At 72.2% G+C, this 24160-nt stretch carries 26 protein-coding genes and 2 pseudogenes; 26 read left to right on the top strand and 2 right to left on the bottom strand.

The annotated features are described in order from the left end of the window. Positions 1-129 precede the first annotated feature (129 nt). The 17 genes and pseudogenes from ACZ6KO_RS30055 to ACZ6KO_RS29975 form a co-directional block, all read left to right on the top strand. Positions 130-513: pseudogene (locus tag ACZ6KO_RS30055) on the top strand (hypothetical protein); the annotation flags it as partial. Positions 514-670: 157 nt separating this feature from the next. Beyond that, a complete protein-coding gene (gene rpsP, locus ACZ6KO_RS30050; protein WP_401454400.1) occupies positions 671-1108 on the top strand; it encodes a 30S ribosomal protein S16 in 438 nt (145 codons plus the stop codon). Positions 1109-1110: 2 nt separating this feature from the next. Beyond that, positions 1111-1350, top strand: coding sequence for an RNA-binding protein (locus ACZ6KO_RS30045; protein ID WP_201880709.1), 240 nt, complete (start codon positions 1111-1113; stop codon positions 1348-1350). A 78-nt stretch (positions 1351-1428) separates the two neighbouring features. Next, complete coding sequence (rimM, locus tag ACZ6KO_RS30040; protein ID WP_469307147.1) at positions 1429-1980, top strand: ribosome maturation factor RimM; 552 nt, start codon at positions 1429-1431, stop codon at positions 1978-1980. Beyond that, on the top strand, positions 1980-2801 hold the full coding sequence (gene trmD / locus ACZ6KO_RS30035) for a tRNA (guanosine(37)-N1)-methyltransferase TrmD (RefSeq protein WP_469307146.1): 822 nt from the start codon (positions 1980-1982) through the stop codon (positions 2799-2801). Before rimM ends, trmD begins: the two co-directional genes overlap by 1 nt. A gap of 133 nt (positions 2802-2934) precedes the next feature. Next, complete coding sequence (gene rplS, locus ACZ6KO_RS30030) at positions 2935-3285, top strand: 50S ribosomal protein L19 (RefSeq protein ID WP_401454395.1); 351 nt, start codon at positions 2935-2937, stop codon at positions 3283-3285. Positions 3286-3329: 44 nt separating this feature from the next. Continuing rightward, positions 3330-4049 carry a signal peptidase I gene (lepB, locus tag ACZ6KO_RS30025; RefSeq protein WP_469307145.1) on the top strand — a complete coding sequence of 240 codons (720 nt, stop codon included), beginning with the start codon at positions 3330-3332 and terminating at the stop codon, positions 4047-4049. Then, on the top strand, positions 4042-4866 hold the full coding sequence (lepB, locus tag ACZ6KO_RS30020; protein WP_469307144.1) for a signal peptidase I: 825 nt from the start codon (positions 4042-4044) through the stop codon (positions 4864-4866). The genes lepB (ACZ6KO_RS30025) and lepB (ACZ6KO_RS30020) overlap by 8 nt, the downstream gene beginning before the upstream one ends. A gap of 112 nt (positions 4867-4978) precedes the next feature. After that, positions 4979-5866, top strand: coding sequence for a signal peptidase I (gene lepB / locus ACZ6KO_RS30015; RefSeq protein ID WP_469307143.1), 888 nt, complete (start codon positions 4979-4981; stop codon positions 5864-5866). Positions 5867-5929: 63 nt separating this feature from the next. Then, the gene (lepB, locus tag ACZ6KO_RS30010; RefSeq protein WP_469307142.1) at positions 5930-6721 is read left to right on the top strand and encodes a signal peptidase I; all 792 of its coding nucleotides are present in this window, start codon (positions 5930-5932) and stop codon (positions 6719-6721) included. Further along, on the top strand, positions 6711-7268 hold the full coding sequence (locus tag ACZ6KO_RS30005; protein WP_469307141.1) for an NUDIX hydrolase: 558 nt from the start codon (positions 6711-6713) through the stop codon (positions 7266-7268). Before lepB (ACZ6KO_RS30010) ends, ACZ6KO_RS30005 begins: the two co-directional genes overlap by 11 nt. A 55-nt stretch (positions 7269-7323) precedes the next feature. Beyond that, complete coding sequence (locus ACZ6KO_RS30000) at positions 7324-7632, top strand: DUF2469 domain-containing protein (RefSeq protein WP_179178094.1); 309 nt, start codon at positions 7324-7326, stop codon at positions 7630-7632. An 87-nt stretch (positions 7633-7719) separates the two neighbouring features. Then, entirely contained in the window at positions 7720-8082 is a 363-nt protein-coding gene (locus tag ACZ6KO_RS29995; protein WP_469307140.1) for a YraN family protein, read from the top strand. After that, on the top strand, positions 8082-9740 hold the full coding sequence (locus ACZ6KO_RS29990; RefSeq protein WP_469307139.1) for a YifB family Mg chelatase-like AAA ATPase: 1659 nt from the start codon (positions 8082-8084) through the stop codon (positions 9738-9740). Before ACZ6KO_RS29995 ends, ACZ6KO_RS29990 begins: the two co-directional genes overlap by 1 nt. Further along, on the top strand, positions 9737-10906 hold the full coding sequence (gene dprA / locus ACZ6KO_RS29985) for a DNA-processing protein DprA (protein ID WP_469307138.1): 1170 nt from the start codon (positions 9737-9739) through the stop codon (positions 10904-10906). The genes ACZ6KO_RS29990 and dprA overlap by 4 nt, the downstream gene beginning before the upstream one ends. Before the next feature lie 224 nt (positions 10907-11130). After that, positions 11131-11967 carry an RNA polymerase sigma factor WhiG gene (gene whiG, locus ACZ6KO_RS29980; RefSeq protein ID WP_469307137.1) on the top strand — a complete coding sequence of 279 codons (837 nt, stop codon included), beginning with the start codon at positions 11131-11133 and terminating at the stop codon, positions 11965-11967. 70 nt (positions 11968-12037) lie between these two features. Further along, complete coding sequence (locus tag ACZ6KO_RS29975) at positions 12038-12577, top strand: TetR/AcrR family transcriptional regulator (RefSeq protein WP_469307187.1); 540 nt, start codon at positions 12038-12040, stop codon at positions 12575-12577. A gap of 111 nt (positions 12578-12688) precedes the next feature. Here ACZ6KO_RS29975 and ACZ6KO_RS29970 read toward each other — a convergent pair. Continuing rightward, a pseudogene (locus ACZ6KO_RS29970) lies at positions 12689-13048 on the bottom strand (peptidoglycan DD-metalloendopeptidase family protein); the annotation flags it as partial. Positions 13049-13346: 298 nt separating this feature from the next. Between ACZ6KO_RS29970 and rpsB the strand changes: the two are divergent. The 9 genes from rpsB to ACZ6KO_RS29925 all read left to right on the top strand — a co-directional run bounded on the left by rpsB (position 13347) and on the right by ACZ6KO_RS29925 (position 23159). After that, entirely contained in the window at positions 13347-14237 is an 891-nt protein-coding gene (gene rpsB / locus ACZ6KO_RS29965) for a 30S ribosomal protein S2 (protein WP_469307136.1), read from the top strand. Between the two features lie 132 nt (positions 14238-14369). Then, the gene (gene tsf, locus ACZ6KO_RS29960; protein WP_469307135.1) at positions 14370-15203 is read left to right on the top strand and encodes a translation elongation factor Ts; all 834 of its coding nucleotides are present in this window, start codon (positions 14370-14372) and stop codon (positions 15201-15203) included. A gap of 163 nt (positions 15204-15366) precedes the next feature. Further along, a complete protein-coding gene (pyrH, locus tag ACZ6KO_RS29955) occupies positions 15367-16149 on the top strand; it encodes a UMP kinase (RefSeq protein WP_401454380.1) in 783 nt (260 codons plus the stop codon). A gap of 96 nt (positions 16150-16245) precedes the next feature. Beyond that, entirely contained in the window at positions 16246-16803 is a 558-nt protein-coding gene (gene frr, locus ACZ6KO_RS29950; RefSeq protein ID WP_401454424.1) for a ribosome recycling factor, read from the top strand. Further along, the gene (locus ACZ6KO_RS29945) at positions 16803-17786 is read left to right on the top strand and encodes a phosphatidate cytidylyltransferase (protein WP_469307134.1); all 984 of its coding nucleotides are present in this window, start codon (positions 16803-16805) and stop codon (positions 17784-17786) included. The genes frr and ACZ6KO_RS29945 overlap by 1 nt, the downstream gene beginning before the upstream one ends. 104 nt (positions 17787-17890) lie before the next feature. After that, positions 17891-19003, top strand: a complete 1113-nt coding sequence (gene rlmN / locus ACZ6KO_RS29940; RefSeq protein ID WP_401454378.1) for a dual-specificity RNA methyltransferase RlmN — start codon at positions 17891-17893, stop codon at positions 19001-19003. Positions 19004-19255: 252 nt separating this feature from the next. Further along, positions 19256-20356 (top strand): thiamine ABC transporter substrate-binding protein, encoded by a 1101-nt coding sequence (locus ACZ6KO_RS29935; protein WP_469307133.1) that lies wholly within the window; start codon positions 19256-19258, stop codon positions 20354-20356. A gap of 107 nt (positions 20357-20463) precedes the next feature. Continuing rightward, positions 20464-22116, top strand: a complete 1653-nt coding sequence (locus ACZ6KO_RS29930) for an ABC transporter permease (protein ID WP_469307186.1) — start codon at positions 20464-20466, stop codon at positions 22114-22116. After that, the gene (locus ACZ6KO_RS29925; protein WP_469307132.1) at positions 22116-23159 is read left to right on the top strand and encodes an ABC transporter ATP-binding protein; all 1044 of its coding nucleotides are present in this window, start codon (positions 22116-22118) and stop codon (positions 23157-23159) included. The genes ACZ6KO_RS29930 and ACZ6KO_RS29925 overlap by 1 nt, the downstream gene beginning before the upstream one ends. Here ACZ6KO_RS29925 and ACZ6KO_RS29920 read toward each other — a convergent pair. After that, positions 23156-24058 carry a hypothetical protein gene (locus ACZ6KO_RS29920; protein WP_469307131.1) on the bottom strand — a complete coding sequence of 301 codons (903 nt, stop codon included), beginning with the start codon at positions 24056-24058 and terminating at the stop codon, positions 23156-23158. The genes ACZ6KO_RS29925 and ACZ6KO_RS29920 overlap by 4 nt on opposite strands. Between the last annotated feature and the right edge of the window lie 102 nt (positions 24059-24160).

The following is a 24160-nucleotide window of genomic DNA, read 5'->3' as shown; positions in this document are numbered from 1 at the left end:
CCGGCCCGCCCGGCGGTGTGGGTGCGGGGCGGGGGGGGGGGGGGGCGCGGGGGGCGCGCGGGGGGGGGGGGCCCCCCGCCCCCCCCCCGGGGGCGGGGGGGGGGGGGCCCCCCCCCCCCCCCCCCCCCCGGCCGCTACCACAACCGCCGTTTCCTGGCGATCGCCGAGGAGATGGGCCTGGACCACTCCGACGAGCCGCACGCCAGCAGCGGCTTCTCGCTGGTCTCGCTCAACCCCGAGGCGAAGAAGCGCTACCGGCCGACCATGGAGCGGCTCCAGCGCGCGCTGAAGGCGCACATGGTGGCCACCGCCGCGGACACCAAGCGCAGCTTCCGGGGTCCGGCCGCCCGGCACGGGTCCTCCGGGGGCGGGGTCCGGGTGAAGGCGGTCTGCGACTGCGGGCGCAACGTCCGGGTGGTGCCGTCGGTGCTGGCCCAGGCGCCGATCGTGTGCGGGGGCTGCGGCAAGCCGTTCCGTATCCCGGAAGTGGCGGTGGGAGCGGCCGCGTCCTGACGCGGCGCGGGCATGTGGCACAATGACTAGCTGTACTCGACAGTCGCATAGGACCCCTCTCTCCTCCGGCTGACGCGTCCATCGGGCACCCGAGTACCGCAACCCCACGTGGCATCTCATGTGCCCAACCACGTCAAGTTCAGGAGACACCACTCCAGTGGCAGTCAAGATCAAGCTCAAGCGCCTCGGCAAGATTCGCCAGCCGCACTACCGCATCGTCGTCGCCGACTCGCGCACCCGCCGCGATGGTCGTGCGATCGAGGAGATCGGTCTGTACCACCCCACGTACAACCCGTCGCGCATCGAGGTCGACTCGGAGCGCGCGCAGTACTGGCTGTCCGTCGGCGCCCAGCCGACCGAGCCGGTCCTCGCCATCCTGAAGCTCACCGGTGACTGGCAGAAGCACAAGGGCCTGCCGGCCCCGGCGCCGCTGCTGCAGCCGGCGACGAAGGAGGACAAGCGTCGCTCCTTCGACGAGTTCGCGAAGGCGCTGGAGGGTGGCGACGCCAAGGGCGAGGCCATCACCCAGAAGGCGAAGAAGGCCGACAAGAAGGCGGACGAGGCTGAGGCCGCCGCCGAGTCGACCGAGGCCTGAGCATGCTCGAGGAGGCTCTTGAGCACCTCGTGAAGGGCATTGTGGACAACCCCGACGACGTGCAGGTCGCCTCGCGCAACCTGCGTCGTGGGCAGGTGCTCGAGGTCCGGGTGCACCCCGACGACCTCGGCAAGGTGATCGGCCGCAACGGCCGCACCGCGCGTGCCCTGCGCACCGTCGTGGGCGCCATCGGCGGCCGGGGGATCCGCGTCGACCTCGTCGACGTGGACCAGATCCGCTGAGAAGTTGAACACCGGCACGGGCCGGGGAGGGCTGGTGCCCACCCCGGCCCGTCGTCGTTCGAAGAGGAGAGATACAGCGTGCAGCTGGTAGTCGCGCGGATCGGCCGCGCCCATGGCATCAAGGGTGAGGTCACCGTCGAGGTGCGGACCGACGAGCCGGAGCTGCGGCTCAGCCCCGGCGCCGTCCTGCAGACCGACCCCGCCTCGACCGGACCGCTGACCGTCGAGACCGGCCGGGTGCACAGCGGCCGGCTGCTGCTGCGCTTCGCGGGAGTCAAGGACCGCAACGCCGCCGAGGCGCTGCGCAACACCCTGCTGATCGCCGACGTGGACCCGGCGGAGCTGCCCGAGGACCCGGACGAGTTCTACGACCACCAGCTGATGGACCTGGACGTGGTCCTCGCCGACGGCACCGTGATCGGCCGGATCACCGAGATCTCGCACCTGCCCTCGCAGGACCTGTTCATCGTCGAGCGGCCGGACGGCACCGAGGTGATGATCCCCTTCGTCGAGGAGATCGTCACCGAGATCGACCTGGAGGAGCAGCGGGCCGTCATCGACCCGCCGCCCGGGCTCATCGACGACCGCGCCGAGATCGTCTCCACGCGCGACGCGGAAGACGCCTCCTGATGCGGCTCGACGTCGTCACGATCTTCCCCGAGTACCTGGAGCCGCTGAACGTCTCCCTCGTCGGCAAGGCCCGCGCCCGCGGCCAGCTCGACGTGCACGTCCACGACCTGCGGGAGTGGACGTACGACCGGCACAACACCGTCGACGACACCCCGTACGGCGGCGGCCCGGGCATGGTCATGAAGACCGAGCCCTGGGGGGACTGCCTGGACGACGCGCTCGCCGCCGGCTACGAGTCCGGCGCGCACGGGCCTGTCATGGTCGTCCCCACCCCCAGCGGCCGGCCGTTCACCCAGGAGCTGGCCGTCGAGCTCTCCGCGAAGCCCTGGCTGATCTTCACGCCCGCGCGCTACGAGGGCATCGACCGCCGTGTCATGGACGAGTACGCGACCCGCATACCGGTCTACGAGGTCTCCATCGGCGACTACGTACTGGCCGGCGGCGAGGCGGCCGTCCTGGTCGTCACCGAGGCCGTCGCCCGGCTGCTGCCCGGGGTGCTCGGCAACGCCGAGTCGCACCGCGACGACTCCTTCGCGCCCGGCGAGATGGCCAACCTGCTGGAGGGGCCCGTCTACACCAAGCCACCCGTGTGGCGCGGGCGCGGCATCCCCGAGGTGCTGCTCAGCGGCCACCACGGCAGGATCGCGCGCTGGCGGCGGGACGAGGCCTTCGCCCGTACCGTCGCGAACCGGCCGGACCTCGTCGAGCGCACCCCCGCCACCGCCTTCGACAAGAAGGACCGCGAGACGCTCAGCATCCTGGGCTGGGAACCGGCCCCGGACGGCCGATTTTGGCGCAGGGCCGAGGCCGTGGAAGAATAGGCGGCTGCTGTACGCCCGCGAGCGCCCCTGCCACAGGGGGACCGTCGTCCGCCGGGTGATACGGCTCCCGAACTCTCTACGAAGAACCCGCACCGGCGACCTGTGGCGTCGTGCGAAGAAAGCAGACGAGAACATGTCTTCTCTCCTGGACGGCGTCAACGCCGCCTCCCTGCGTACGGACGTCCCGGCCTTCCGCCCCGGTGACACCGTCAACGTCCACGTCCGCGTGATCGAGGGCAACCGCTCCCGTATCCAGCAGTTCAAGGGCGTCGTCATCCGCCGTCAGGGCTCCGGCGTGTCCGAGACCTTCACGGTCCGCAAGGTCTCCTTCAGCGTCGGTGTGGAGCGCACCTTCCCGGTGAACTCCCCGATCTTCGAGAAGATCGAGCTGGTCACCCGCGGTGACGTCCGCCGCGCCAAGCTGTACTACCTCCGTGAGCTCCGCGGCAAGGCCGCGAAGATCAAGGAGAAGCGCGACAACTGAGGCTCCCTCCGGTGTCCCGGAACGGCCGGATAGGCTCGCCCCCGATGGACACCGAAGCACCTCACCCGCAGCGCGGCCACTCCTCTCCCGACGAGGGGGAGGGGCGGCCGCGTTCTGCGTTCCTCCGGCTGACCTGGCGGCGGACGGCCCTGCTGGGCGTCGCGTGCAACGCGTTCCTGCTCCTGCTCAGCAACTTCGTGGTGCAGCCGTTCCAGATCCCGAGCACGTCGATGGAGCCGACCCTGGCCGTCGGCGACCGGGTGCTCGTCAACAAGCTGGCGTACCGTTTCGGCAGCACGCCGGCCCGCGGTGACGTGGTCGTCTTCGACGGCACCGGGTCCTTCGTGCCCGAGCGCCCCGAGGGCGACGGCCTCGGGGCGGCGCTGCGCGGCGCGGTCTCGGCGCTGGGTCTGGCCGAGCCCTCCGACAGCGACTTCGTCAAGCGGGTCGTGGGCGTGGGCGGCGACGACGTGGTGTGCTGCGACGCGGCCGGCCGCCTGGCCGTCAACGGGGTCCCGCTGCCGGAGCCGTACCTCCACCCCGGGGACGCCCCGTCGAAGGTGCCCTTCCGCATCGTCGTCCCGCTGGGCACCCTGTGGGTGATGGGTGATCACCGCTCCCAGTCCCGGGACTCGCGGGACCACCTCGGGGAGCCGGGGGGCGGGATGGTGCCGGTGGACAAGGTGATCGGGCGGGCCGACTGGATCGGCTGGCCCGTCTCGCGCTGGGGCGCGGTGGACCGGACCGGCGGTGGTCGTGGGTAGCCGCGGGAAGAAACGCGAGCGGGAGCCGGAACCCTCCTTCGTCACCCTGGAGGGCGGCCGGGCCCACCGGCGCCTGCAGATGCGCCGGCTGCGCCGGCGCCGCCGCACCCGGCGGGCGGGCGAGCTGCCGCTGCTGGTGGTCGTGGCGCTGTGCATCGCGCTCGTCCTGAAGACCTTCCTCGTCCAGGCCTTCTTCATCCCCTCCGGCTCGATGGAACAGACGATCCGGATCGGCGACCGCGTCCTGGTCGACAAGCTCACCCCGTGGTTCGGCTCCGAGATCGAGCGCGGTGACGTCGTCGTCTTCAAGGACCCCGGCGGCTGGCTCCAGGGCGAGGCCGCCCGGCCCGAGCCCGATCCGGTCGTGGTCAAGCAGGTCAAGCAGGTCCTGACCTTCATCGGCCTGCTGCCCTCCGCCGACGAGCAGGACCTGATCAAGAGGGTCATCGGCATCGGCGGCGACACCGTCGCGTGCTGCGACGCCCAGGGGCGGGTGACCGTCAACGGCACGCCGCTCGACGAGCCGTACGTGAACCCCGGCAACGCGCCCTCCGAGATCCGCTTCGAGGTGCGGGTGCCCGAGGACCGGATCTTCGTGATGGGCGACCACCGTTCCAACTCGGCCGATTCCCGCTACCACCTGGACGAGGCCGGCCAGGGAACCATCGCCGTGCCGGACGTGGTGGGCCGGGCCGTCGTCATCGCCTGGCCGTACGGTCACTGGAGCTCGCTCGACACACCCGCGACGTTCCGCAACGTGCCCGATCGTGCGCGGCGCGGGCGCCGCCGGGGCCGCGGGGGCCCGGCGTTCGCATAGTGTGTCCTCGGTCTCCCGCGCCCTCGGGAACTCCCGGTCGTTAAGGGAGGGGAGGGCCCGTGTCCGAACCGGTGCGGGCCGCGACGCGAACGTATGACACTGAGGAGTGGATGTGGGGGATGTGGCAGTAGGCGCACGGTCCGAGCGCGATGAGCCCGAGGAGAAGCCGGACCCGGCCGTCGAGGAGAAGAGCGAGGACGACGCAGCCGAAGCGCAGCCGCACCGCCCCTTCTGGAAGGAACTGCCGCTCCTCATCGGCATCGCCCTGGTGCTGGCCCTGCTGATCAAGACCTTCCTGGTCCAGGCGTTCTCGATCCCGTCGGACTCCATGCAGAACACCCTGCAGCGCGGTGACCGGGTGCTGGTCGACAAGCTGACGCCGTGGTTCGGCTCCGAGCCCGAGCGCGGCGAGGTCGTGGTCTTCCACGACCCGGCGAACTGGCTGTCGGGGGAGCCCACCCCGCAGCCCAACCTCGTCCAGCAGGTCCTCAGCAAGATCGGCCTGATGCCGTCCGCCGACGAGAAGGACCTGATCAAGCGGGTCATCGCGGTCGGCGGGGACACGGTGGAGTGCAAGAAGGGCGGCCCGGTCAAGGTCAACGGCAAGGAGCTCGACGAGCCGTACATCTTCCCGGGCGACACCCCCTGCGACGACTTCCCCTTCGGGCCGCTCACCGTGCCCGAGGGCAAGATCTGGGTGATGGGCGACCACCGGCAGAACTCGCAGGACTCCCGCTTCCACCAGCAGGACTCCACCAAGGGCTTCGTCCCGGTCGACAAGGTCGTCGGGCGCGCCGTGGTCGTCGCGTGGCCGCTCACCCGCTGGTCGACGCTGCCGGTCCCGGACACCTTCGACCAGCCGGGCATCAACGACAAGAAGGCCGCGGCCGCGCTCGGTGCCGCGCCGGCCGCGCTCGGACTCGTCGGCGCGGTGCCGCTCGTCCTGTGGCGCCGGCGGCGGCTGACCGTGGGGTCCGTGGCTCGGGACGGGCGTGGCTAGGGAGCGTACCGCCGGGTAGGGTGCCGCCCAGGTCGAGATCTCCTCAGTCGGGGGCGCGCAGCTATGGGCGGTACACAGCGGTCCACACAGGGAACCGTACGGAGCGGGAATGGCCGCGGTGGCCTCGGCAACGTGTTGTCGGGGATCGCCGTGGCCATCGGCTTTGTGCTCTTCCTCGGCGGCTTCGTGTGGGGCGCGCTGGTCTACCGGCCCTACACCGTGCCCACCGACTCGATGATGCCGACGGTGATGCCCGGGGACCGGGTGCTCGCCCAGCGCATCGACGGCGGCGAGGTCCGCCGCGGGGACGTGGTGATCTTCACCGACGCGGTGTGGAGCAACGCTCCGATGCTCAAGCGGGTCGTCGGCGTCGGCGGTGACACCGTGCGCTGCTGCGGCGCGGGCGGCAAGCTCTCCGTGAACGGCAAGGAGCTCGACGAGCCCTACCTGGACACGGTGAAGGCCGACGGGTCGGGGCAGCGTTCGAAGGCGGCGTCGGAGACCCCGTTCGAGGTGACCGTTCCCGAGGGCAACCTGTTCCTGATGGGCGACCGGCGGTCGGCCTCGCTGGACTCCCGGGCGCACCTTCAGGAGGCCGGGCAGGGAACGGTGCCGCGGGAGGCGGTCAGCGCCCGGGTCGACGCCCGCGCGTGGCCGTCGATGGTGATGGTGGAGCGCCCCGGCACGTACGCGGCCCTGCCCGGCGGGGTCTCCGGGCAGGGGCCGCTGCGGCTCCAGGTGGCGGCGGTCCTGATCGGCGCGTTCCTGGTGGTGGCGGGGGCCGCGTACGGGCCCGTCGCGCGCCTGCTGGGGCGTGGGCGGACCGGCCGGGCGGGAGCCGGCGGTGTCGGCTGAGGGCGGGACCCCGGCCGCGCCGGGCTCCGCGGGCTCCGCGGGTGATCCGGGCGCCGCGGGTGATCCGGGTCCGCGGGCCGTGGCGCGGGTGATCCTGCTGGACCCGGACGACCGGATCCTGCTGCTGCACGGGTTCGAACCGGCCGATCCCGCACAGGAGTGGTGGTTCACCCCGGGCGGCGGCCTGGAGGGGACCGAGAGCCGGGCGGAGGCCGCCCTGCGGGAGCTGGCCGAGGAGACCGGGATCACACAGGTGGAGCTCGGCCCGGTGCTGTGGCACCGCTACTGCTCCTTCCCCTTCGACGGGCGGCGCTGGGAGCAGGACGAGTGGTACTTCCTGGCCCGCACCAGCCAGACCGCGACCGCACCGGCCGCCCTCACCGAGCTGGAGCGGCGCAGCGTCACCGGTGCCAGATGGTGGACCTCCGAGGAACTTCTCGCGGCCCGTGAGACGGTGTACCCGACCAGACTCGCCGAGCTGCTGCGCAAGCTGCTCGACGAGGGTCCTCCGGGTGCGCCGGTGATCCTGGATCCCGAAATCGTTTAGGGGCGCGTGAGCCTGGCGCACAATAGGGGGACGCACGGCTGAAGGGGAACATGCCATGAGCGCCGAGGACCTCGAGAAGTACGAGACCGAGATGGAGCTGAAGCTCTATCGGGAGTACCGCGACGTCGTCGGGCTGTTCAAGTACGTGATCGAGACGGAACGCCGTTTCTACCTCACCAACGACTACGAGATGCAGGTGCACTCGGTCCAGGGCGAGGTGTTCTTCGAGGTCACGATGGCGGACGCGTGGGTCTGGGACATGTACCGCCCGGCCCGCTTCGTCAAGCAGGTGCGCGTGCTGACCTTCAAGGACGTGAACATCGAGGAGCTCAACAAGACCGACCTGGAGCTCCCGGGCAGCTGAGGAAGTTATCCACAATGCCTCGGTTGTCCACCAAGATCCTTCTGACTGGGGGCGGCGCGGGACATTCGGTACCGGAGGTGGTGCCGGATGGACGCACGAGGGGCACTGGGGAAGTACGGCGAGGAGCTGGCCGCGCGGCGGCTGGCCGAGGCCGGGATGACCGTGATCGCGCGCAACTGGCGGTCCGGGCGGGGCGGTGAGATCGACATCGTCGCGCGGGACGGCGACGCGCTGGTGATCTGCGAGGTCAAGACGCGCCGGGCCGGCGCGTTCGAGCATCCCGCGGCGGCGGTCCGGGCGGGCAAGGCGGCGCGGCTGCGCCGGCTCGCCGAGAGGTGGCTGGCCGACCACGGCGGACCACCGCCCGGCGGTGTGCGCATCGACCTGGTCGCGGTGGTCCTGCCTCGGCGCGGGGCGCCCGTCGTGGATCACCTCAGGGGGGTGGCCTGATGGGATTCGCGCGGACGTGCTCGGTGGCGCTCGTCGGCGTCGAGGGCGTGGTGGTGGAGGTCCAGGCCGACCTCGAACCGGGGGTGGCGGCCTTCACCCTCGTGGGCCTGCCGGACAAGACCCTGGTCGAGAGCCGGGACCGGGTGCGGGCTGCGGTGGTCAACTCCGGCGCGGAGTGGCCGCAGAAGAAGCTCACCGTCGGCCTCAGCCCGGCGTCGGTCCCCAAATGCGGTTCGGGGTTCGACCTGGCCGTCGCGGCGGCCGTCCTCGGCGCGGCCGAGCGCGTCGACGTGGCCGCCATCTCCGACCTGGTCCTCATCGGCGAGCTCGGTCTCGACGGCCGGGCCCGCCCGGTCCGGGGCGTCCTCCCGGCGGTCCTGGCGGCCGCGGAGGCCGGCTACCGCAGGGTGGTCGTCCCTCAGAGCTGCGCGGCGGAGGCCGCCCTGGTCCCGCAGGTCTCGGTCCTGGGCATCCGTAGCCTGCGCCAGCTGATCGCGGTCCTGACGGACGCCGAGATCCCCGACGAGGAGCCCCCCGAGCCGCCGGGGCGCCCGGACCCGATGCTCGCGGGCCTGGTCGTGCCGGGGGCCGCGCTGGGCACCGGCCTCCTCCGCGGGCCGGCCGGGGCCGCCGCGGCGGCGGGCGGGGGACCGGGCGGCGCGGAGGGGCTGCCCGATCTCGCCGACGTGGCGGGGCAGCCGCTCGCCCGCCGGGCCCTGGAAGTGGCGGCCGCCGGCGGCCACCACCTCTTCCTCAGCGGCCCGCCCGGCGCCGGCAAGACGATGCTGGCCGAGCGGCTGCCGGGGATCCTGCCGCCGCTCACCCGGCAGGAGTCCCTGGAGGTCACCGCCGTCCACTCGGTCGCCGGGATCCTGCCGCCCGGCGAGCCCCTGGTCGGCGCGCCGCCGTACTGCGCCCCGCACCACTCGGCGACCATGCAGTCGCTGGTCGGCGGCGGGCAGGGCGTGCCCCGGCCCGGGGCGGTCTCGCTGGCACACAAGGGCGTGCTCTTCCTGGACGAGGCCCCGGAGTTCAGCACGCGTGTCCTGGACGCGCTGCGCCAGCCGCTGGAATCCGGTCATGTGGTGGTGGCCCGCGCCGCCGGGGTGGTCCGGCTGCCCGCGCGGTTCCTGATGGTGCTGGCCGCCAACCCCTGCCCGTGCGGGCGGCACACCCTGCTCGGGGCCGGCTGCGAATGCCCTCCGTCGGTGATCCGCCGCTACCAGAGCCGGCTCTCCGGGCCTCTCATGGACCGCGTCGACCTGCGGGTGGAGGTGGAACCGGTCGGCCGGTCCGACCTGCTGGGCCGGGGCGGGCGCGGCGAGGCCAGCAGCACCGTCGCCGGGCGGGTCGCCGAGGCCAGGGCCCGGGCGGCGGCCCGGCTCGCCGGGACACCGTGGACCGTCAACAGCGAGGTCCCCGGGCACGAGCTGCGCACCCGCCGCCAGCCCGTGCCCGGCGCCCTCGACCAGGCCGAACGCGACCTGGAGCGGGGCCTGCTCACCGCGCGCGGCCTGGACCGGGTGCTGCGGGTCGCCTGGACCGTCGCCGACCTGGCCGGCAAGGGCCGCCCCGACGCCCTCGACATGGCCGTCGCCCTGGAACTGCGCACCGGTATCGCCCGTGGTGTGCCGCTGGGCCCGGGGGCGGTGCGATGACCGGGCAGGAGGACCTGCGGGCGAGGGCCGCGCTGACCCGGGTGCTGGAGCCCGGGGACGAGCACGGCGGGCGCTGGCTGCGGGAGTTCGGGGCGGCCGAGGTGATACGGCTGCTCACCGGGCCCGAGGAGGAGAGCCGGGCGCTGGCCGGGGTGGGGCAGGAGCGGCTGGCCGGGTACCGCGGCCGGGCGGCGCTCGCGGACCCGGACCGCGACCTCGCAACGATCGAGGAGCTGGGCGGGCGGTTCGTCTGCCCCGGGTCGCCGCAGTGGCCCCGCCAGCTGGACGACCTCGGGGACGCCCGGCCGGTGGGGCTGTGGCTGCGGGGCGGCCCCGACCTGCGGGCCTGGGCCCTGAGTTCGGTCGCCGTCGTCGGGGCCCGGGCCTGCACGCCCTACGGCGCGCACATGGCCCAGACCCTGGCCGCCGGACTCGTCGAACGCGGCTGGGTCGTGCTGTCCGGGGGTGCCTTCGGGGTCGACGGGGCCGCGCACCGCGGGGCGCTGGCCGCGGGCGGGGCGACGGCCGCCGTGCTGGCCTGCGGGGTGGACGTGGCGTACCCGCGCGGGCACGCAGGGCTGCTGCGCCGGATCGTCGGCCAGGGGCTGGTCCTGGGGGAGCTGCCCCCGGGCAGCCATCCCACCCGCAGCCGGTTCGTCCTGCGCAACCGGGTCATCGCCGCCCTCACCCGCGGCACCGTGGTCGTCGAGGCCGCGCTGCGCAGCGGCTCGCTGGTCACCGCCCGCCGCGCCCAGGCGCTGGGCCGGTTCACCATGGGTGTGCCCGGCCCCGCCACCAGCGCGCTCTCGGCCGGCGTGCACGAACTGCTGCGCGGCGGCGGCACGCTGGTCACCGACGCCGCCGACGTCGTCGAACTGGTCGGCGCCATGGGCGAGCTGGCGCCCGTGCGGCGCGGACCGGTGCTGGCCCGGGACCTGTTGGCGCCGGCGGCGGTCAGGGTGCTCGAAGCCCTGCCCGCCGGGCGGCCCGCCCGCGCCGAGGAGGTGGCACTGGCCGCGGGCACCGGAACCGATGAGGTCATCGGCAGACTGTACGAACTTCACTCTCTGGGGTTCGTCGAACGGCAGGGCGAGGAGTGGCGGTTGACCCCGCACCCGCCCGACGGGGGCACTCGAACCGGTGGCGTCCGGCGAGGCGGTCATTGACCTGGGGTGTTCCGGTGAAAGAGTGAAGCCGATGACAGATGCGGTCCTCCTGGTGCCAGCCGCCGGGACCGGGCGCGAGGCGCCGGTCCCGGGCCGCCCGCGCGACGTGAGCCGCTCCGGGGCCCCCGTGCGATCCCGTACTCTGCGCGCACCGCCTCTTCGCGCACCGCGACGCTTCCGTCACGCTACGCTCCCAAGGAATCCGGCCCCGACAAAGGCGAAGCATGCCCCAGCACACCTCAGGGTCTGACCGCGCTGCCGTGCCCCCCGCTGCCCGCGGCAGCGAGAGGTCCACGGCGCCCTCGTCCCTGGACACGCTGTGGCGCTCGTACAAGGACTCGGGTGACGAACGGCTGCGGGAGCAGCTGATCCTGCACTACTCGCCGCTGGTCAAGTACGTCGCCGGCCGGGTCAGCGTCGGCCTGCCGCCCAACGTGGAGCAGGCCGACTTCGTCTCCTCCGGGGTCTTCGGGCTGATCGACGCCATCGAGAAGTTCGACATCGAGCGGTCGATCAAGTTCGAGACGTACGCGATCACCCGGATCCGCGGCGCGATGATCGACGAGCTGCGCGCGCTGGACTGGATCCCGCGCTCGGTGCGGCAGAAGGCGCGGGCCGTGGAGCGCGCCTACGCCACCTTGGAGGCGCAGCTGCGGCGCACCCCGAGCGAGACCGAGGTCGCCGGCGAAATGGGCATCGCGGTGGAGGAACTCCACTCCGTTTTCAGCCAGTTGTCCCTCGCCAACGTGGTCGCGCTGGAGGAGCTGCTGCACGTGGGCGGCGAGGGCGGCGACCGCCTCTCGCTCATGGACACCCTGGAGGACACCGCAGCCGACAACCCCGTGGAAGTGGCCGAGGACCGTGAGCTGCGCAGACTGCTGGCCCGGGCGATCAACACCCTCCCCGAGCGGGAGAAGACCGTGGTCACCCTCTACTACTACGAGGGCCTGACCCTCGCCGAGATCGGCCATGTCCTGGGCGTCACCGAGAGCCGCGTCAGCCAGATCCACACCAAGTCCGTGCTGCAACTGCGGGCGAAGCTGGCGGATGTCGGGCGGTGAGCTTGCGTCCCCTCCGTAGAGTGGAACCGTGCCAAGGATTCGAGCGGCCTCCGTGGCCGAGCACCGGACGATGCAGCGCGCCGCCCTGCTGGACGCCGCGCGTTCCCTGCTGTCCGAAGGCGGGACGGAAGCGCTGACCTTCCCCGCCCTCGCCGAGCGGACCGGCCTGGCCCGGTCCTCCGTCTACGAGTACTTCCGCTCGCGCGCGGCCGTGGTCGAAGAGCTGTGCGCGGTGGACTTCCCCGTGTGGGCGGCCGAGATCGAGGCGGCGATGGAGGCCGAGCAGGCCCCCGAGGCGAAGATCGAGGCCTATGTCCGCAGCCAGCTGGGCCTCGTCGGGGACCGGCGGCACCGGGCCGTGGTGGCGATCTCCGCCAGCGAGCTGGACGCCGGGGCGCGGGAGAAGATCCGCGCGGCCCACGGCGGCCTGGTGGCGATGATCGTCGAGGCGCTCGGCGCGCTCGGCCACGCCCAGCCCCGGCTGGCGGCCATGCTGCTCCAGGGCGTGGTGGACGCCGCGGTCCGGCGCATCGAGCTGGGCGCCGCGGAGGACCCCGCCGAGGTCACCGAGGTGGCCGTCGCCATGGCCCTGCGCGGCGTCCGGGGCTGACCCCGCTCCCCGCGGCAGCAGCCGGACCGCGGCGCGGCCGAGCAGGGCGAGCGGGTTGAGGTAGGTCTCGCCCGCCAGCAGCCCCCAGTGCAGACACGCGACCGGGCAGTGCGTCCCCGCGTCGAGGACCGCCACGACCTGGCCGGCGGTGACGGCGTCCCCGGTCGCGACCAGCGGCCGCACCGGCTCGTACGTCGTGCGCAGCCCGCCCGGGAGGGTGAGGGACAGCACGCCGCGGCCGGCCACCTGTCCGGCGTAATGCACCCGGCCCGGGCCGACCGCGCGGATCCGCGCGCCCGGCGGCGCGGCGAGGTCCACCCCGCGGTGACCCGCCGCGTACGGCCCCGGCGGCGGATCCCACCAGCGGACCACGTGCAGCGGGGCCGGCAGGGGTCGGACGTACGGCACGGACGGGGCCGGCAGCAGGGCCAGCAGCAGGGCCAGGGGCACGGTGAGCAGCGAGAACGTCATGTTCACCACGGTCCCCCGGCGGGCCCCCGCCACCGGCCCGCCTGTGGACGACCGGGCCGTTGTGGACAACCGGGGCGCCCTGGATCGGGGGCACCCCGGAGGGGGTCCGGGGGAGGCGTCATCCGGCACGGCGCCGGGTCCCGTACACTTCTTGTGGCGATCCGGGTCACCGGGTCGACTTCGCACGCCCCAGCACCGGCCCGCAGCGGCAACGGTGACAGCGTCCCTCGGTCCCCTTCCCGGGGGCAGGACGCGGCGGGGCGTCAGGATGCAACCGAGAATTCAAGGAGATACGGCCATGGCCGTCGTCACGATGCGGGAGCTGCTGGAAAGCGGCGTCCACTTCGGTCACCAGACCCGTCGCTGGAACCCGAAGATGAAGCGCTTCATCTTCACCGAGCGCAACGGCATCTACATCATCGACCTGCTCCAGTCGCTGTCGTACATCGACCGCGCCTACGAGTTCGTCAAGGAGACCGTCGCGCACGGCGGCTCCATCATGTTCGTCGGCACCAAGAAGCAGGCGCAGGAGGCGATCGCCGAGCAGGCGACCCGCGTCGGCATGCCCTACGTCAACCAGCGCTGGCTGGGCGGCATGCTCACCAACTTCTCCACCGTCTACAAGCGCCTTCAGCGTCTGAAGGAGCTCGAGGCGATCGACTTCGAGGACGTGGCCGCCTCCGGCCTCACCAAGAAGGAGCTCCTGGTCCTCTCCCGCGAGAAGGCCAAGCTGGAGAAGACCCTCGGTGGTATCCGCGAGATGCAGAAGGTGCCGAGCGCCGTCTGGATCGTCGACACCAAGAAGGAGCACATCGCCGTCGGTGAGGCGCGCAAGCTCCACATCCCGGTCGTCGCGATCCTCGACACCAACTGCGACCCCGACGAGGTCGACTACAAGATCCCGGGCAACGACGACGCGATCCGCTCCGTCACCCTGCTCACCCGCGTGATCGCCGACGCCGTCGCCGAGGGCCTCATCGCCCGTTCCGGTGTCGCCACCGGTGACTCGAAGCCGGGCGACAAGGCCGCCGGCGAGCCGCTCGCCGAGTGGGAGCGCGACCTGCTCGAGGGTGAGAAGAAGGCTGACGAGGCTCCGGCCGCCGCCGCCGAGGCCCCGGCCGCCGAGGCCCCCGCGGCCGACGAGGCGCCGGCCGCCGAGGCTCCGGCCGCCGAGGCCGAGCAGGCCTGACCCACTGTGAGCGCCCGGCGTTCACCCGCCGGGCACCCGCAGCGCGGACGATGACGACGGGGGACGGTGCTACCGCACCGGCCCCCGCCGTTCACCCGTAGATCTACGACTTCGAGAGAGAATCACAGACTCATGGCGAACTACACCGCCGCTGACGTCAAGAAGCTCCGCGAGCTCACCGGCGCCGGCATGATGGACTGCAAGAAGGCTCTGGACGAGTCCGAGGGCAACGTCGACAAGGCCGTCGAGGCCCTGCGCATCAAGGGCCAGAAGGGCGTCGCCAAGCGCGAGGGCCGGTCCGCCGAGAACGGTGCCGTCGTCTCCGTCATCGCCGCCGACGCCACCTCCGGTGTCCTGGTCGAGCTGAAGTGCGAGACGGACTTCGTCGCCAAGGGCGAGAAGTTCCAGGCCGTCGCCAACACCATCGCCGAGCACGTGGCCGCCACCTCCCCGGCGGACATCGAGGCCCTGCTCTCCTCCGAGATCGAGGCCGGCAAGACCGTCCAGGCGTTCGTCGACGAGGCCAACGCCAACCTCGGCGAGAAGATCGTCCTCGACCGCTTCGCGCAGTACAAGGACGGCTTCGTCCACGCCTACATGCACCGCACGAACCCCGACCTGCCGCCGCAGATCGGTGTCCTGGTGGAGTTCGACAAGGAGAGCGACGTCGCTCGCGGTATCGCGCAGCACATCGCCGCCTTCGCGCCGAAGTACCTCTCCAAGGAGGACGTCCCGGCCGAGGTCATCGAGTCCGAGCGCCGCGTCGCCGAGGAGACCACCCGCGCCGAGGGCAAGCCCGAGGCCGCGCTCCCGAAGATCGTCGAGGGTCGCGTCAACGGCTTCTTCAAGGAGGCCACGCTGCTGGGCCAGCCGTACGCGCTGGACAACAAGAAGTCCGTCCAGCAGATCCTGGACGAGGCCGGTGTCACCCTGAAGCGCTTCACCCGCATCAAGGTCGGCATCTGAGTCCGTCCGTACGCGACGGACACCCGGACCCCGGTAGGGTCTGAGGCAGTCGTCCGCGTTCGCGCAGGACGACCGCAGATCTGACGAGGAGGCCATTGCCGTAGAGGGAACCGCAAGGACCCACCGGCAATGGCCTTCTTCGTATGTGCACGAGGAGATCTCCATGAATCAGGGCGTGGACCCCCACACCGCTTCCGACGACAAGAGCGACCACGACAAGAAGGCAGGCCGCCGCTTCATGCTGAAGCTGTCCGGCGAGGCCTTCTCCGGCGGCGGCGGCCTGGGTGTCGACCCCGACGTCGTGCACGCCATCGCCCGCGAGATCGCGGCCGTGGTCCGCGACGGCGCGGAAATCGCGGTCGTCATCGGCGGCGGCAACTTCTTCCGCGGCGCCGAGCTGCAGCAGCGCGGCATGGACCGTGCCCGGTCCGACTACATGGGCATGCTCGGCACCGTCATGAACTGCCTCGCCCTCCAGGACTTCCTGGAGAAGGAAGGCATCGACTCCCGCGTCCAGACCGCCATCACCATGGGCCAGGTCGCGGAACCGTACATCCCGCTGCGTGCCGTGCGGCACCTGGAGAAGGGCCGCGTCGTGATCTTCGGCGCCGGTATGGGCATGCCCTACTTCTCCACCGACACCACCGCCGCGCAGCGCGCCCTGGAGATCGACGCCGAGGCGCTTCTCATGGGCAAGAACGGCGTGGACGGGGTCTACGACTCCGACCCGAAGACCAATCCGGACGCCGTCAAGTTCGACGCGCTGGAGTACGGCGAGGTGCTCTCGCGCGACCTCAAGGTCGCCGACGCCACCGCCATCACGCTCTGCCGCGACAACAAGCTGCCGATCCTGGTCTTCGAGCTGCTCGCCGAGGGCAATATCGCCCGCGCGGTCAAGGGTGAGAAGATCGGCACGCTCGTGAGCGACGAGGGCACCCGGGCGTAGTGCCCCCGAGCCCGGGCGCCGCCCCGAGCGTCCCGCCGGCCGCGAGGCCGGCGCCGCCCGCCTGAACCATCCATATCTGACATGCAGGAGCACGTGGTGATCGAAGAAATCCTCCTCGAGGCCGAGGAGAAGATGGAGAAGGCCGTCGTGGTCGCCAAGGAGGACTTCGCCGCGATCCGCACCGGCCGTGCGCACCCGGCGATGTTCAACAAGATCGTGGCGGACTACTACGGTGCCCTCACGCCCATCAACCAGCTGGCCTCCTTCTCGGTGCCCGAGCCGCGCATGGCCGTGGTGACCCCGTTCGACAAGAGCGCGCTGCGCAACATCGAGCAGGCCATCCGCGACTCCGACCTGGGTGTCAACCCCAGCAACGACGGCAACATCATCCGGGTGACCTTCCCGGAGCTCACCGAGGAGCGCCGCCGCGACTACATCAAGGTCGCGCGCACCAAGGCCGAGGACTCCAAGGTCTCCATCCGTTCCGTGCGCCGCAAGGCGAAGGACGCCCTCGACAAGCTCGTCAAGGACAAGGAGACGGGCGAGGACGAGGTGCGCCGCGCGGAGAAGGAGCTCGACGACACCACCGCGAAGTACGTCGCGCAGGTGGACGAGCTGCTCAAGCACAAGGAAGCCGAGCTCCTCGAGGTCTGATGAACGACTCTCCCTGGGCCGCGGAGCCGGTTGCCGCGGGTCCGGCTTATGATCGGGGGGCTGCCCTTCCGGGCGGCCCCCCGGTCCGTGCCGAGATGCCGCCGCAGGAGCCCATGCCCACGCCACCATCGCAGGCCCCGCAGGCCTCCTCGCAGCCTCCGCAGAGGAAGCGGGCGGGGCGGGACCTGCGCGCCGCCATAGGGGTCGGCGTCGGCCTCGGCGCGGTCATCTTCGCTTCGCTCTTCATCGTCAAGGCGGTCTTCGTCGGCGTCGTCGCCGTCGCGGTCGTCGTGGGCCTGTGGGAGCTGACGTCCCGGCTCCAGGAACGCAAGGGCATCAAGGCGCCGCTGGTACCGCTCGCGGTCGGTGGCGCGGCCATGGTCATCGCCGGATACGTCCGCGGGGCCGAGGGCGCGTGGGTGGCCATGGCCCTCACGGCGCTCGCGGTGCTCGTGTGGCGGATGACCGAACCGCCGGAGGACTACCTCAAGGACGTCACGGCCGGTGTCTTCGCCGCGTTCTACGTGCCGTTCCTGGCGACCTTCGTGGCGATGATGCTCACCGCGGACGACGGTCCGCAACGGGTGGTCACCTTCCTGGTGCTCACCGTGGTCAGCGACACCGGCGCGTACGCGGTCGGCTGGCGCTTCGGCAAGCACAAGCTCGCCCCGCGCATCAGCCCCGGGAAGACCCGCGAGGGCCTGCTCGGCGCCGTCGCCTTCGCCATGGCGGCCGGCGCGCTGTGCATGGAGTTCCTGGTCGACGGCGGCAGCTGGTGGCAGGGTCTGCTGCTGGGGCTCGCGGTCGCGGTGAGCGCCACGCTCGGCGACCTCGGCGAGTCGATGATCAAGCGGGACCTGGGCATCAAGGACATGGGCACCCTGCTCCCGGGCCACGGGGGCATCATGGACCGCCTGGACTCCCTGCTGCCGACGGCACCGGTGGTGTGGCTGCTGCTGGCGGCCTTCGTCGGCACCGGTTGATCATGGTCGCCGGCTGATCCGGGGCCCGTGCGGGTCCCAGCCGTTACCCTGGAAGGGCGCGCTGCTTCTGCGGCGCGCCTTTCGTCTTACGAGGAGTACCTGCCATGGCCCGCCCCGCACCGGGAGAGCTCACCTTCGTCGCCCCTCGCGGAGCCAAGAAGCCCCCGCGGCACCTGGCCGACCTCACCCCCGCCGAGCGCCGGGAGGCGGTCGCCGCGATCGGGGAGAAGCCGTTCCGGGCCAAGCAGCTCTCCCAGCACTACTTCGCGCGGTACGCGCACGACCCGGCCGAGTGGACCGACATCCCGGCCGGCTCGCGCGAGAAGCTCCAGCAGGAGCTGCTGCCCGACCTGATGTCGGTCGTACGGCACATCTCCTGCGACGACGACACCACCCGCAAGACCCTGTGGAAGCTGCACGACGGCACGCTCGTCGAGTCGGTCCTGATGCGTTACCCCGACCGGGTCACCATGTGCATCTCCTCGCAGGCCGGCTGTGGCATGAACTGCCCGTTCTGCGCCACCGGCCAGGCCGGCCTGGACCGCAACCTGTCCACCGCCGAGATCGTGCACCAGATCGTCGACGGCATGCGGGCCCTGCGCGACGGCGAGGTCCCCGGGGGACCCGCGCGGCTGTCCAACATCGTCTTCATGGGCATGGGCGAGCCGCTGGCCAACTACAAGCGGGTCGTCGGCGCCATCCGCCGCCTGACCGACCCCGAGCCCGATGGTCTGGGCCTGTCCCAGCGCGGCATCACGGTCTCCACCGTCGGTCTGGTCCCGGCGATGCTGCGCTTCGCCGACGAGGGCTTCAAGTGCCGCCTCGCGGTCTCGCTGCACGCCCCGGACGACGAGCTGCGCGACACCCTGGTCCCGGTGAACACCCGCTGGAAGGTCCGCGAGGTCCTCGACGCGGCCTGGGAGTACGCCGAGAAGTCCGGCCGCCGGATCTCCATCGAGTACGCCCTGATCCGCGACATCAACGACCAGGCCTGGCGCGGCGACCTGCTGGGCAAGCTGCTCAAGGGCAAGCGTGTCCACGTCAACCTGATCCCGCTGAACCCGACGCCGGGCTCGAAGTGGACCGCCTCGCGGCCCGAGGACGAGCGGGCTTTCGTGGAGGCCATCGCCCGGCACGGCGTGCCCGTGACCGTACGGGACACCCGCGGCCAGGAGATCGACGGCGCCTGTGGCCAGCTGGCCGCCTCGGAGCGCTAGCTTCCGCTTCTGTCCGGCGGGATTCGGCCACGGGGTACCCTGTGGCCGAACCAAATTTCATATTCCGACAGGGGAGCGCCACAGCGCTGAGAGTGCGGGAACCGTCATCCGCAGACCCTCTGAACCTCGCCCCGGTCATTCGGGGTAGGAAGTTCGGTCACCACTCATGCTGTTGCGCCCTGCCCGGCGACCGCTCCACCGACGCCGGGCAGGGCCGCGTCTTCTCCTGGACATCCCAGGAGGAATACACCAGTGAGCACCACCAAGAGAATGGCGGGCGCCGCGCTCGCCGCGGCCCTGGGCGTCAGCACGCTCGCCGCGTGCGGCGGCGGGGACGCCAAGGACAAGGGCACGGCCGCGAGCGGCTCGCCGAAGTCCAAGACGATCACGCTCGTCTCGCACGACTCCTTCGTCGTGACCGACACGGTCCTCAAGGAGTTCGAGCAGCAGAGCGGCTACACCGTCAAGGTGCTGAAGTCCGGTGACGCGGGCGCCGCGCTCAACCAGGAGATCCTCACCAAGGGCTCGCCGCGCGGCGACGTCTTCTTCGGCGTGGACAACACCCTGCTCAGCCGCGCCCTCGACAACGGCATCTTCACGCCGTACGAGGCCAAGGGCCTGGACCGGGTGAAGCCCGAGTACGTGCTCGACAAGGAGCACCGGGTCACCCCGGTCGACTCCGGCGACATCTGCGTCAACTACGACAAGGCGTACTTCGCCGAGAAGAAGATCGCCCCGCCGCAGACCCTCGACGACCTGATCAAGCCCGAGTACAAGAACCTGCTGGTCACCGAGAACGCGGCGACCTCCTCGCCCGGCCTCGGCTTCCTGCTCGCCTCCGTCGGCAAGTACGGGGAGGAGGGCTGGAAGGACTACTGGGCCAAGCTGAAGGCCAACGGCGTCGAGGTCGTCGACGGCTGGGAGCAGGCCTACAACGAGCGCTTCTCCGGCTCCGCGGGCGGCAAGAAGGCCAAGGGCGACCGTCCGCTGGTCGTCTCCTACGCCTCCAGCCCGCCGGTCGAGGTGCTGTACGGCGAGCCCCGGCCGGCCGAGGCCCCGACGGGCGTCGCCACCGGCACCTGCTTCCGCCAGATCGAGTTCGCGGGGCTGCTCAAGGGCGCCAAGAACGAAGAGGGCGGCAAGGCGCTCGTGGACTTCCTGATCAGCAAGAAGTTCCAGGAGGACATGCCGCTGCAGATGTTCGTCAACCCCGTGACGACGGACGCCGCGCTGCCGGAGCTCTTCACCCGGCACGGTGTGGTCATCGACAAGCCGGAGACCGTCACTCCGGAAGCGATCGCCAAGAACCGTGAGCAGTGGGTCAAGGCATGGACCTCGACCGTCGTGAAGTAGGCGGTGGCAAGGGCGGGGGAACGGGCGCGGCGCCGGGGGGCGCCGCGCCGCGTCCCGGCGCCGCGCCGGGCGAGGGGACCCGGGCGACGCTCGTACGGCTCGCCCTGCTGGCGCTGCCCCTCGCCTTCTTCGCGCTCTTCTTCGCCTACCCCGTGGCGGCCATCGTCGGGCGGGGCCTCAAGACCGGCGCCGGATGGCAGTTCGGCCGCTTCGGCGAGGTGCTGGGCCGCCCCGACATCGCCGACGTGCTGTGGTTCACCACCTGGCAGGCGTTCGTCTCCACCGCGCTGACCCTGCTGATCGCGCTTCCCGGCGCCTACGTCTTCGCGCGCTTCGAGTTCCCCGGCAAGCAGGTGCTGCGGGCCGTGGTGACCGTTCCCTTCGTCCTGCCGACCGTGGTGGTGGGCTCCGCCTTCCTCGCCCTGCTCGGCCGCGGCGGTCTGCTGGACGAGACGGTGGGCGTCCGCCTCGACACCACCGTGTGGGCGATCCTCCTCGCGCACGTCTTCTTCAACTACGCCGTGGTCGTCCGCACGGTCGGCGGCCTGTGGGCGCAGCTCGACCCGCGCCAGGAGGAGGCCGCGCGGGTGCTGGGCGCCGGCCGGTTCGCCGCCTGGCGGCGCGTGACGCTGCCCGCGCTGGCCCCGTCGGTCGCCGCCGCCTCGTTGATGGTGTTCCTCTTCACCTTCAGCTCCTTCGGCGTCGTACTGATCCTGGGCGGTCCCGCGTACGCCACCCTCGAGGTGGAGGTCTACCGGCAGACCGCGCAGCTCCTGGACCTCTCGACGGCGGCCGTGCTGACGATGGTGCAGTTCGCGGCGATCGGCGCGATCCTCGCCGTGCACGCCTGGACGGTGCGCCGGCGCGAGCGGGCGCTGCGGCTGGTGGACCCCGCCCGGACCGCCCACCGGCCGCACGGCTGGGCGCAGCGCACCCTGCTCGGCGGGGTGCTGGCGACCATCGCGGTGCTGATCGTGGCGCCGCTGGCCGTGCTCGTCGAGCGCTCCTTCGACACCCCCGGCGGCTACGGCCTCGGCTTCTACCGGGCGCTGGGGGACGCGGGCGCCGGCGGCGGGACCTTCCTCGTACCGCCGCTGGAGGCGATCGGGAACTCCCTGAGGTACGCCCTCGCCGCCACCGTGATCGCCCTGCTGATCGGCGGGCTCGCGGCCGCCGCCCTGACACTCCCCCACTCTCGGCTTCGCTCGAGCGGGGGCACCCCCATCGCGGGCCCCTTCGTCCGCGGCTTCGACGCGCTGCTGATGCTGCCGCTGGGCGTGTCGGCGGTGACCGTCGGCTTCGGATTCCTGATCACGCTGGACGAGCCGCCGCTGGACCTGCGGACCTCGTGGATCCTGGTGCCGCTGGCCCAGGCCCTGGTCGGCGTGCCGTTCGTCGTACGGACCATGCTGCCCGTGCTGCGGGCCGTGGACGCCCGGCTGCGGGAGGCCGCGGCGGTGCTCGGCGCCTCCCCGTGGCGGGCCTGGCGGGAGGTCGACCTGCCGCTGGTGCGGCGGGCGCTGCTGATCGCGGCCGGGTTCGCCTTCGCGGTCTCGCTCGGCGAGTTCGGCGCGACCGTCTTCATCGCCCGGCCCGACGCTCCCACCCTGCCGGTGGCCGTCGCCCGGCTGCTGGGGCGGGCGGGGGAGCTCAACTACGGACAGGCGATGGCCCTGAGCACGATATTGATGCTGGTGTGCGCGGTGTCCCTGCTGGCGCTGGAGCGGCTGCGACCCGCCACGACCTCGGGAGAGTTCTGATGAGTCCCACGCCGTTGCTGGCCCTGGACGCGGTGACGGTCCGCTTCGGCGAGCGGGCGGTCGTCGAAGCGGTCTCGCTCGACGTCGCCGAGCACGAGATCGTGTGCGTGCTCGGGCCCAGCGGGAGCGGCAAGTCCACGCTCCTGCGGGTGATCGCCGGCCTGCAGCCGGTCGCGTCCGGGCGGGTGCTGCTCGGCGGCGCCGACCAGGCCGCCGTACCCGTGCACCGGCGGGGCGTGGGCCTGATGTTCCAGGACCACCAGCTCTTCCCGCACCGGGACGTCGGCCGCAACGTGGCGTTCGGCCTGCGCATGCGGGGGCTCGCGCGGAGCGCGTCGGAGAGCCAGGTGGCCGGACTGCTGGAGCTGGTGGGCCTGCCGGGCGCCGAGCGCCGGCCCGTCGCCTCCCTGTCCGGGGGCGAACAGCAGCGGGTCGCGCTGGCCCGCGCGCTGGCCCCCTCGCCGCGGCTGCTGATGCTCGACGAGCCGCTCGGCCAGCTCGACCGGAGCCTGCGCGAACGGCTCGTCGTCGAGCTGCGCGCGCTGTTCTCCCGGCTCGGGACGACCGTCCTGGCCGTCACCCACGACCAGGGCGAGGCCTTCGCACTGGCCGACCGGGTGGTGGTGATGCGCGACGGGCGCATCGCGCAGGCGGGCACGCCGCTGGAGGTCTGGCGGCGGCCGGCGTCGGAGTTCGTGGCCCGGTTCCTGGGCTTCGAGAACGTGGTCCCCGCCACCGTCTCCGGGACGGCCGCCACCACCCCGTGGGGGCGGATCCCGGTCCCGCCCGGCTCGCCGCAGGGCGAACACCGGCTCCTGGTCCGCCCCGCGGGCGTCACGCTGGACTCCTCGGGCCTGGACTGCGTGGTGCAGGCCCGCACCTTCCGGGGCGGCCACGTCACCCTGTCGCTGCGGCCGGCCGACGGCCCGCCGATCGAGGCGGAGTGCGACCTCGCCCGGGCGCCGGACGCCGGCGACCCGGTCGCGGTCCGCTTCGCGCCGGACCAGGTCGTCGTGCTGCCGGCGGACGCGGAGCCGGCCTAGCCGACGGGTACCGGGGCCGGCGTCTGCTCTTCCTCGGCGGCGTCGTGCTTGCCGTACCAGGCGACGGCCACCGCGCCCGCCACCGCCAGGACGAAGCCGAGGACGGCCAGCCACGCGAAGCCGGCGCGGGAGGCGTCGCCCAGCCACAGGACGCCGATCGCGCCGGGCAGCACCGTCTCGCCGACGACCAGCGCGGCGGTCGCGCCGTTGACCGAGCCGATCTGCAGGGCGACCGTGTGCAGGTACATGCCGCCGAAGCCGGCCACCAGGATGGCGTACAGGGCCGGGTCGGAGACGAGGGTGCCCAGGTCGAACGGGTCGACGCCGTCGAGGATGCGGACGCCGACGCCCAGCGCGCCGAAGCCGAGGCCCGAGAGCAGACCGGCCAGGATCGCGGCGCGGGCGCCCAGCAGCCGGACCGCGACGGTGCCGCCCACGATGATCACGAGGGTGACCGCCAGCAGCCACCAGTGCGTGGAGACCGGGGTCGAACCGCTGCCCTCGTGGCCGGCGGCGCTGGCCAGCAGCACCAGCGCTCCGCAGACGACGCCGATCGACGCCCACTCCTTGCGCGTGAGCCTGATGCCGAGCATCTTCACGCTCAGGACCGCCGTGACGACGAGGTTCGCGCTGATGACGGTCTGGGACAGGAACAGCGGCAGCAGCCGCGCGGCCAGCGCGCCCAGTCCGAAGCCCACGAAGTCGAGAATGGTGCCGACGATGAACTCCCAGGTCATCGCCGCCTTCGCGGTCGACGCCAGGTTGGGCCCGCCGTGCTGGGTCACCCCGGCGGCGGCCGGGGTCGAGCGGGCGGCCCGGCGCGAGCCCACGGCTTGCAGCACGGACCCCGTGCCGTAGCAGATGGACGCCGCGATGGCGGTAAGCAGGCCTATGAGCACCGAGGGCTCCGTTCACGTCTGGCAGGTTGTGCGGTACCTCTGCCAGACGCAGGAACGGGCTGTCGCGTTGCCTCGTGGACCCGATTGACCTGTCCGAAGTCC

This window comes from Streptomyces sp. NPDC042102 (genome assembly GCF_055582305.1).
Note: the sequence above shows the minus strand (reverse complement) of the source record. Positions and strands in the feature narration are given on the sequence as shown.

Bases quoted from the DNA above. Each gene is read 5' to 3' on its own strand.
- ACZ6KO_RS30045 (WP_201880709.1), top strand. From the start codon at position 1,111: ATGCTCGAGGAGGCTCTTGAGCACCTCGTGAAGGGCATTGTGGACAAC.
- trmD (WP_469307146.1), top strand. From the start codon at position 1,980: ATGCGGCTCGACGTCGTCACGATCTTCCCCGAGTACCTGGAGCCGCTG.
- rplS (WP_401454395.1), top strand. From the start codon at position 2,935: ATGTCTTCTCTCCTGGACGGCGTCAACGCCGCCTCCCTGCGTACGGAC.
- lepB (WP_469307145.1), top strand. From the start codon at position 3,330: ATGGACACCGAAGCACCTCACCCGCAGCGCGGCCACTCCTCTCCCGAC.
- lepB (WP_469307142.1), top strand. From the start codon at position 5,930: ATGGGCGGTACACAGCGGTCCACACAGGGAACCGTACGGAGCGGGAAT.
- ACZ6KO_RS30000 (WP_179178094.1), top strand. From the start codon at position 7,324: ATGAGCGCCGAGGACCTCGAGAAGTACGAGACCGAGATGGAGCTGAAG.
- ACZ6KO_RS29995 (WP_469307140.1), top strand. From the start codon at position 7,720: ATGGACGCACGAGGGGCACTGGGGAAGTACGGCGAGGAGCTGGCCGCG.
- ACZ6KO_RS29990 (WP_469307139.1), top strand. From the start codon at position 8,082: ATGGGATTCGCGCGGACGTGCTCGGTGGCGCTCGTCGGCGTCGAGGGC.
- dprA (WP_469307138.1), top strand. From the start codon at position 9,737: ATGACCGGGCAGGAGGACCTGCGGGCGAGGGCCGCGCTGACCCGGGTG.
- whiG (WP_469307137.1), top strand. From the start codon at position 11,131: ATGCCCCAGCACACCTCAGGGTCTGACCGCGCTGCCGTGCCCCCCGCT.
- ACZ6KO_RS29975 (WP_469307187.1), top strand. From the start codon at position 12,038: ATGCAGCGCGCCGCCCTGCTGGACGCCGCGCGTTCCCTGCTGTCCGAA.
- rpsB (WP_469307136.1), top strand. From the start codon at position 13,347: ATGGCCGTCGTCACGATGCGGGAGCTGCTGGAAAGCGGCGTCCACTTC.
- tsf (WP_469307135.1), top strand. From the start codon at position 14,370: ATGGCGAACTACACCGCCGCTGACGTCAAGAAGCTCCGCGAGCTCACC.
- pyrH (WP_401454380.1), top strand. From the start codon at position 15,367: ATGAATCAGGGCGTGGACCCCCACACCGCTTCCGACGACAAGAGCGAC.
- ACZ6KO_RS29945 (WP_469307134.1), top strand. From the start codon at position 16,803: ATGAACGACTCTCCCTGGGCCGCGGAGCCGGTTGCCGCGGGTCCGGCT.
- rlmN (WP_401454378.1), top strand. From the start codon at position 17,891: ATGGCCCGCCCCGCACCGGGAGAGCTCACCTTCGTCGCCCCTCGCGGA.
- ACZ6KO_RS29925 (WP_469307132.1), top strand. From the start codon at position 22,116: ATGAGTCCCACGCCGTTGCTGGCCCTGGACGCGGTGACGGTCCGCTTC.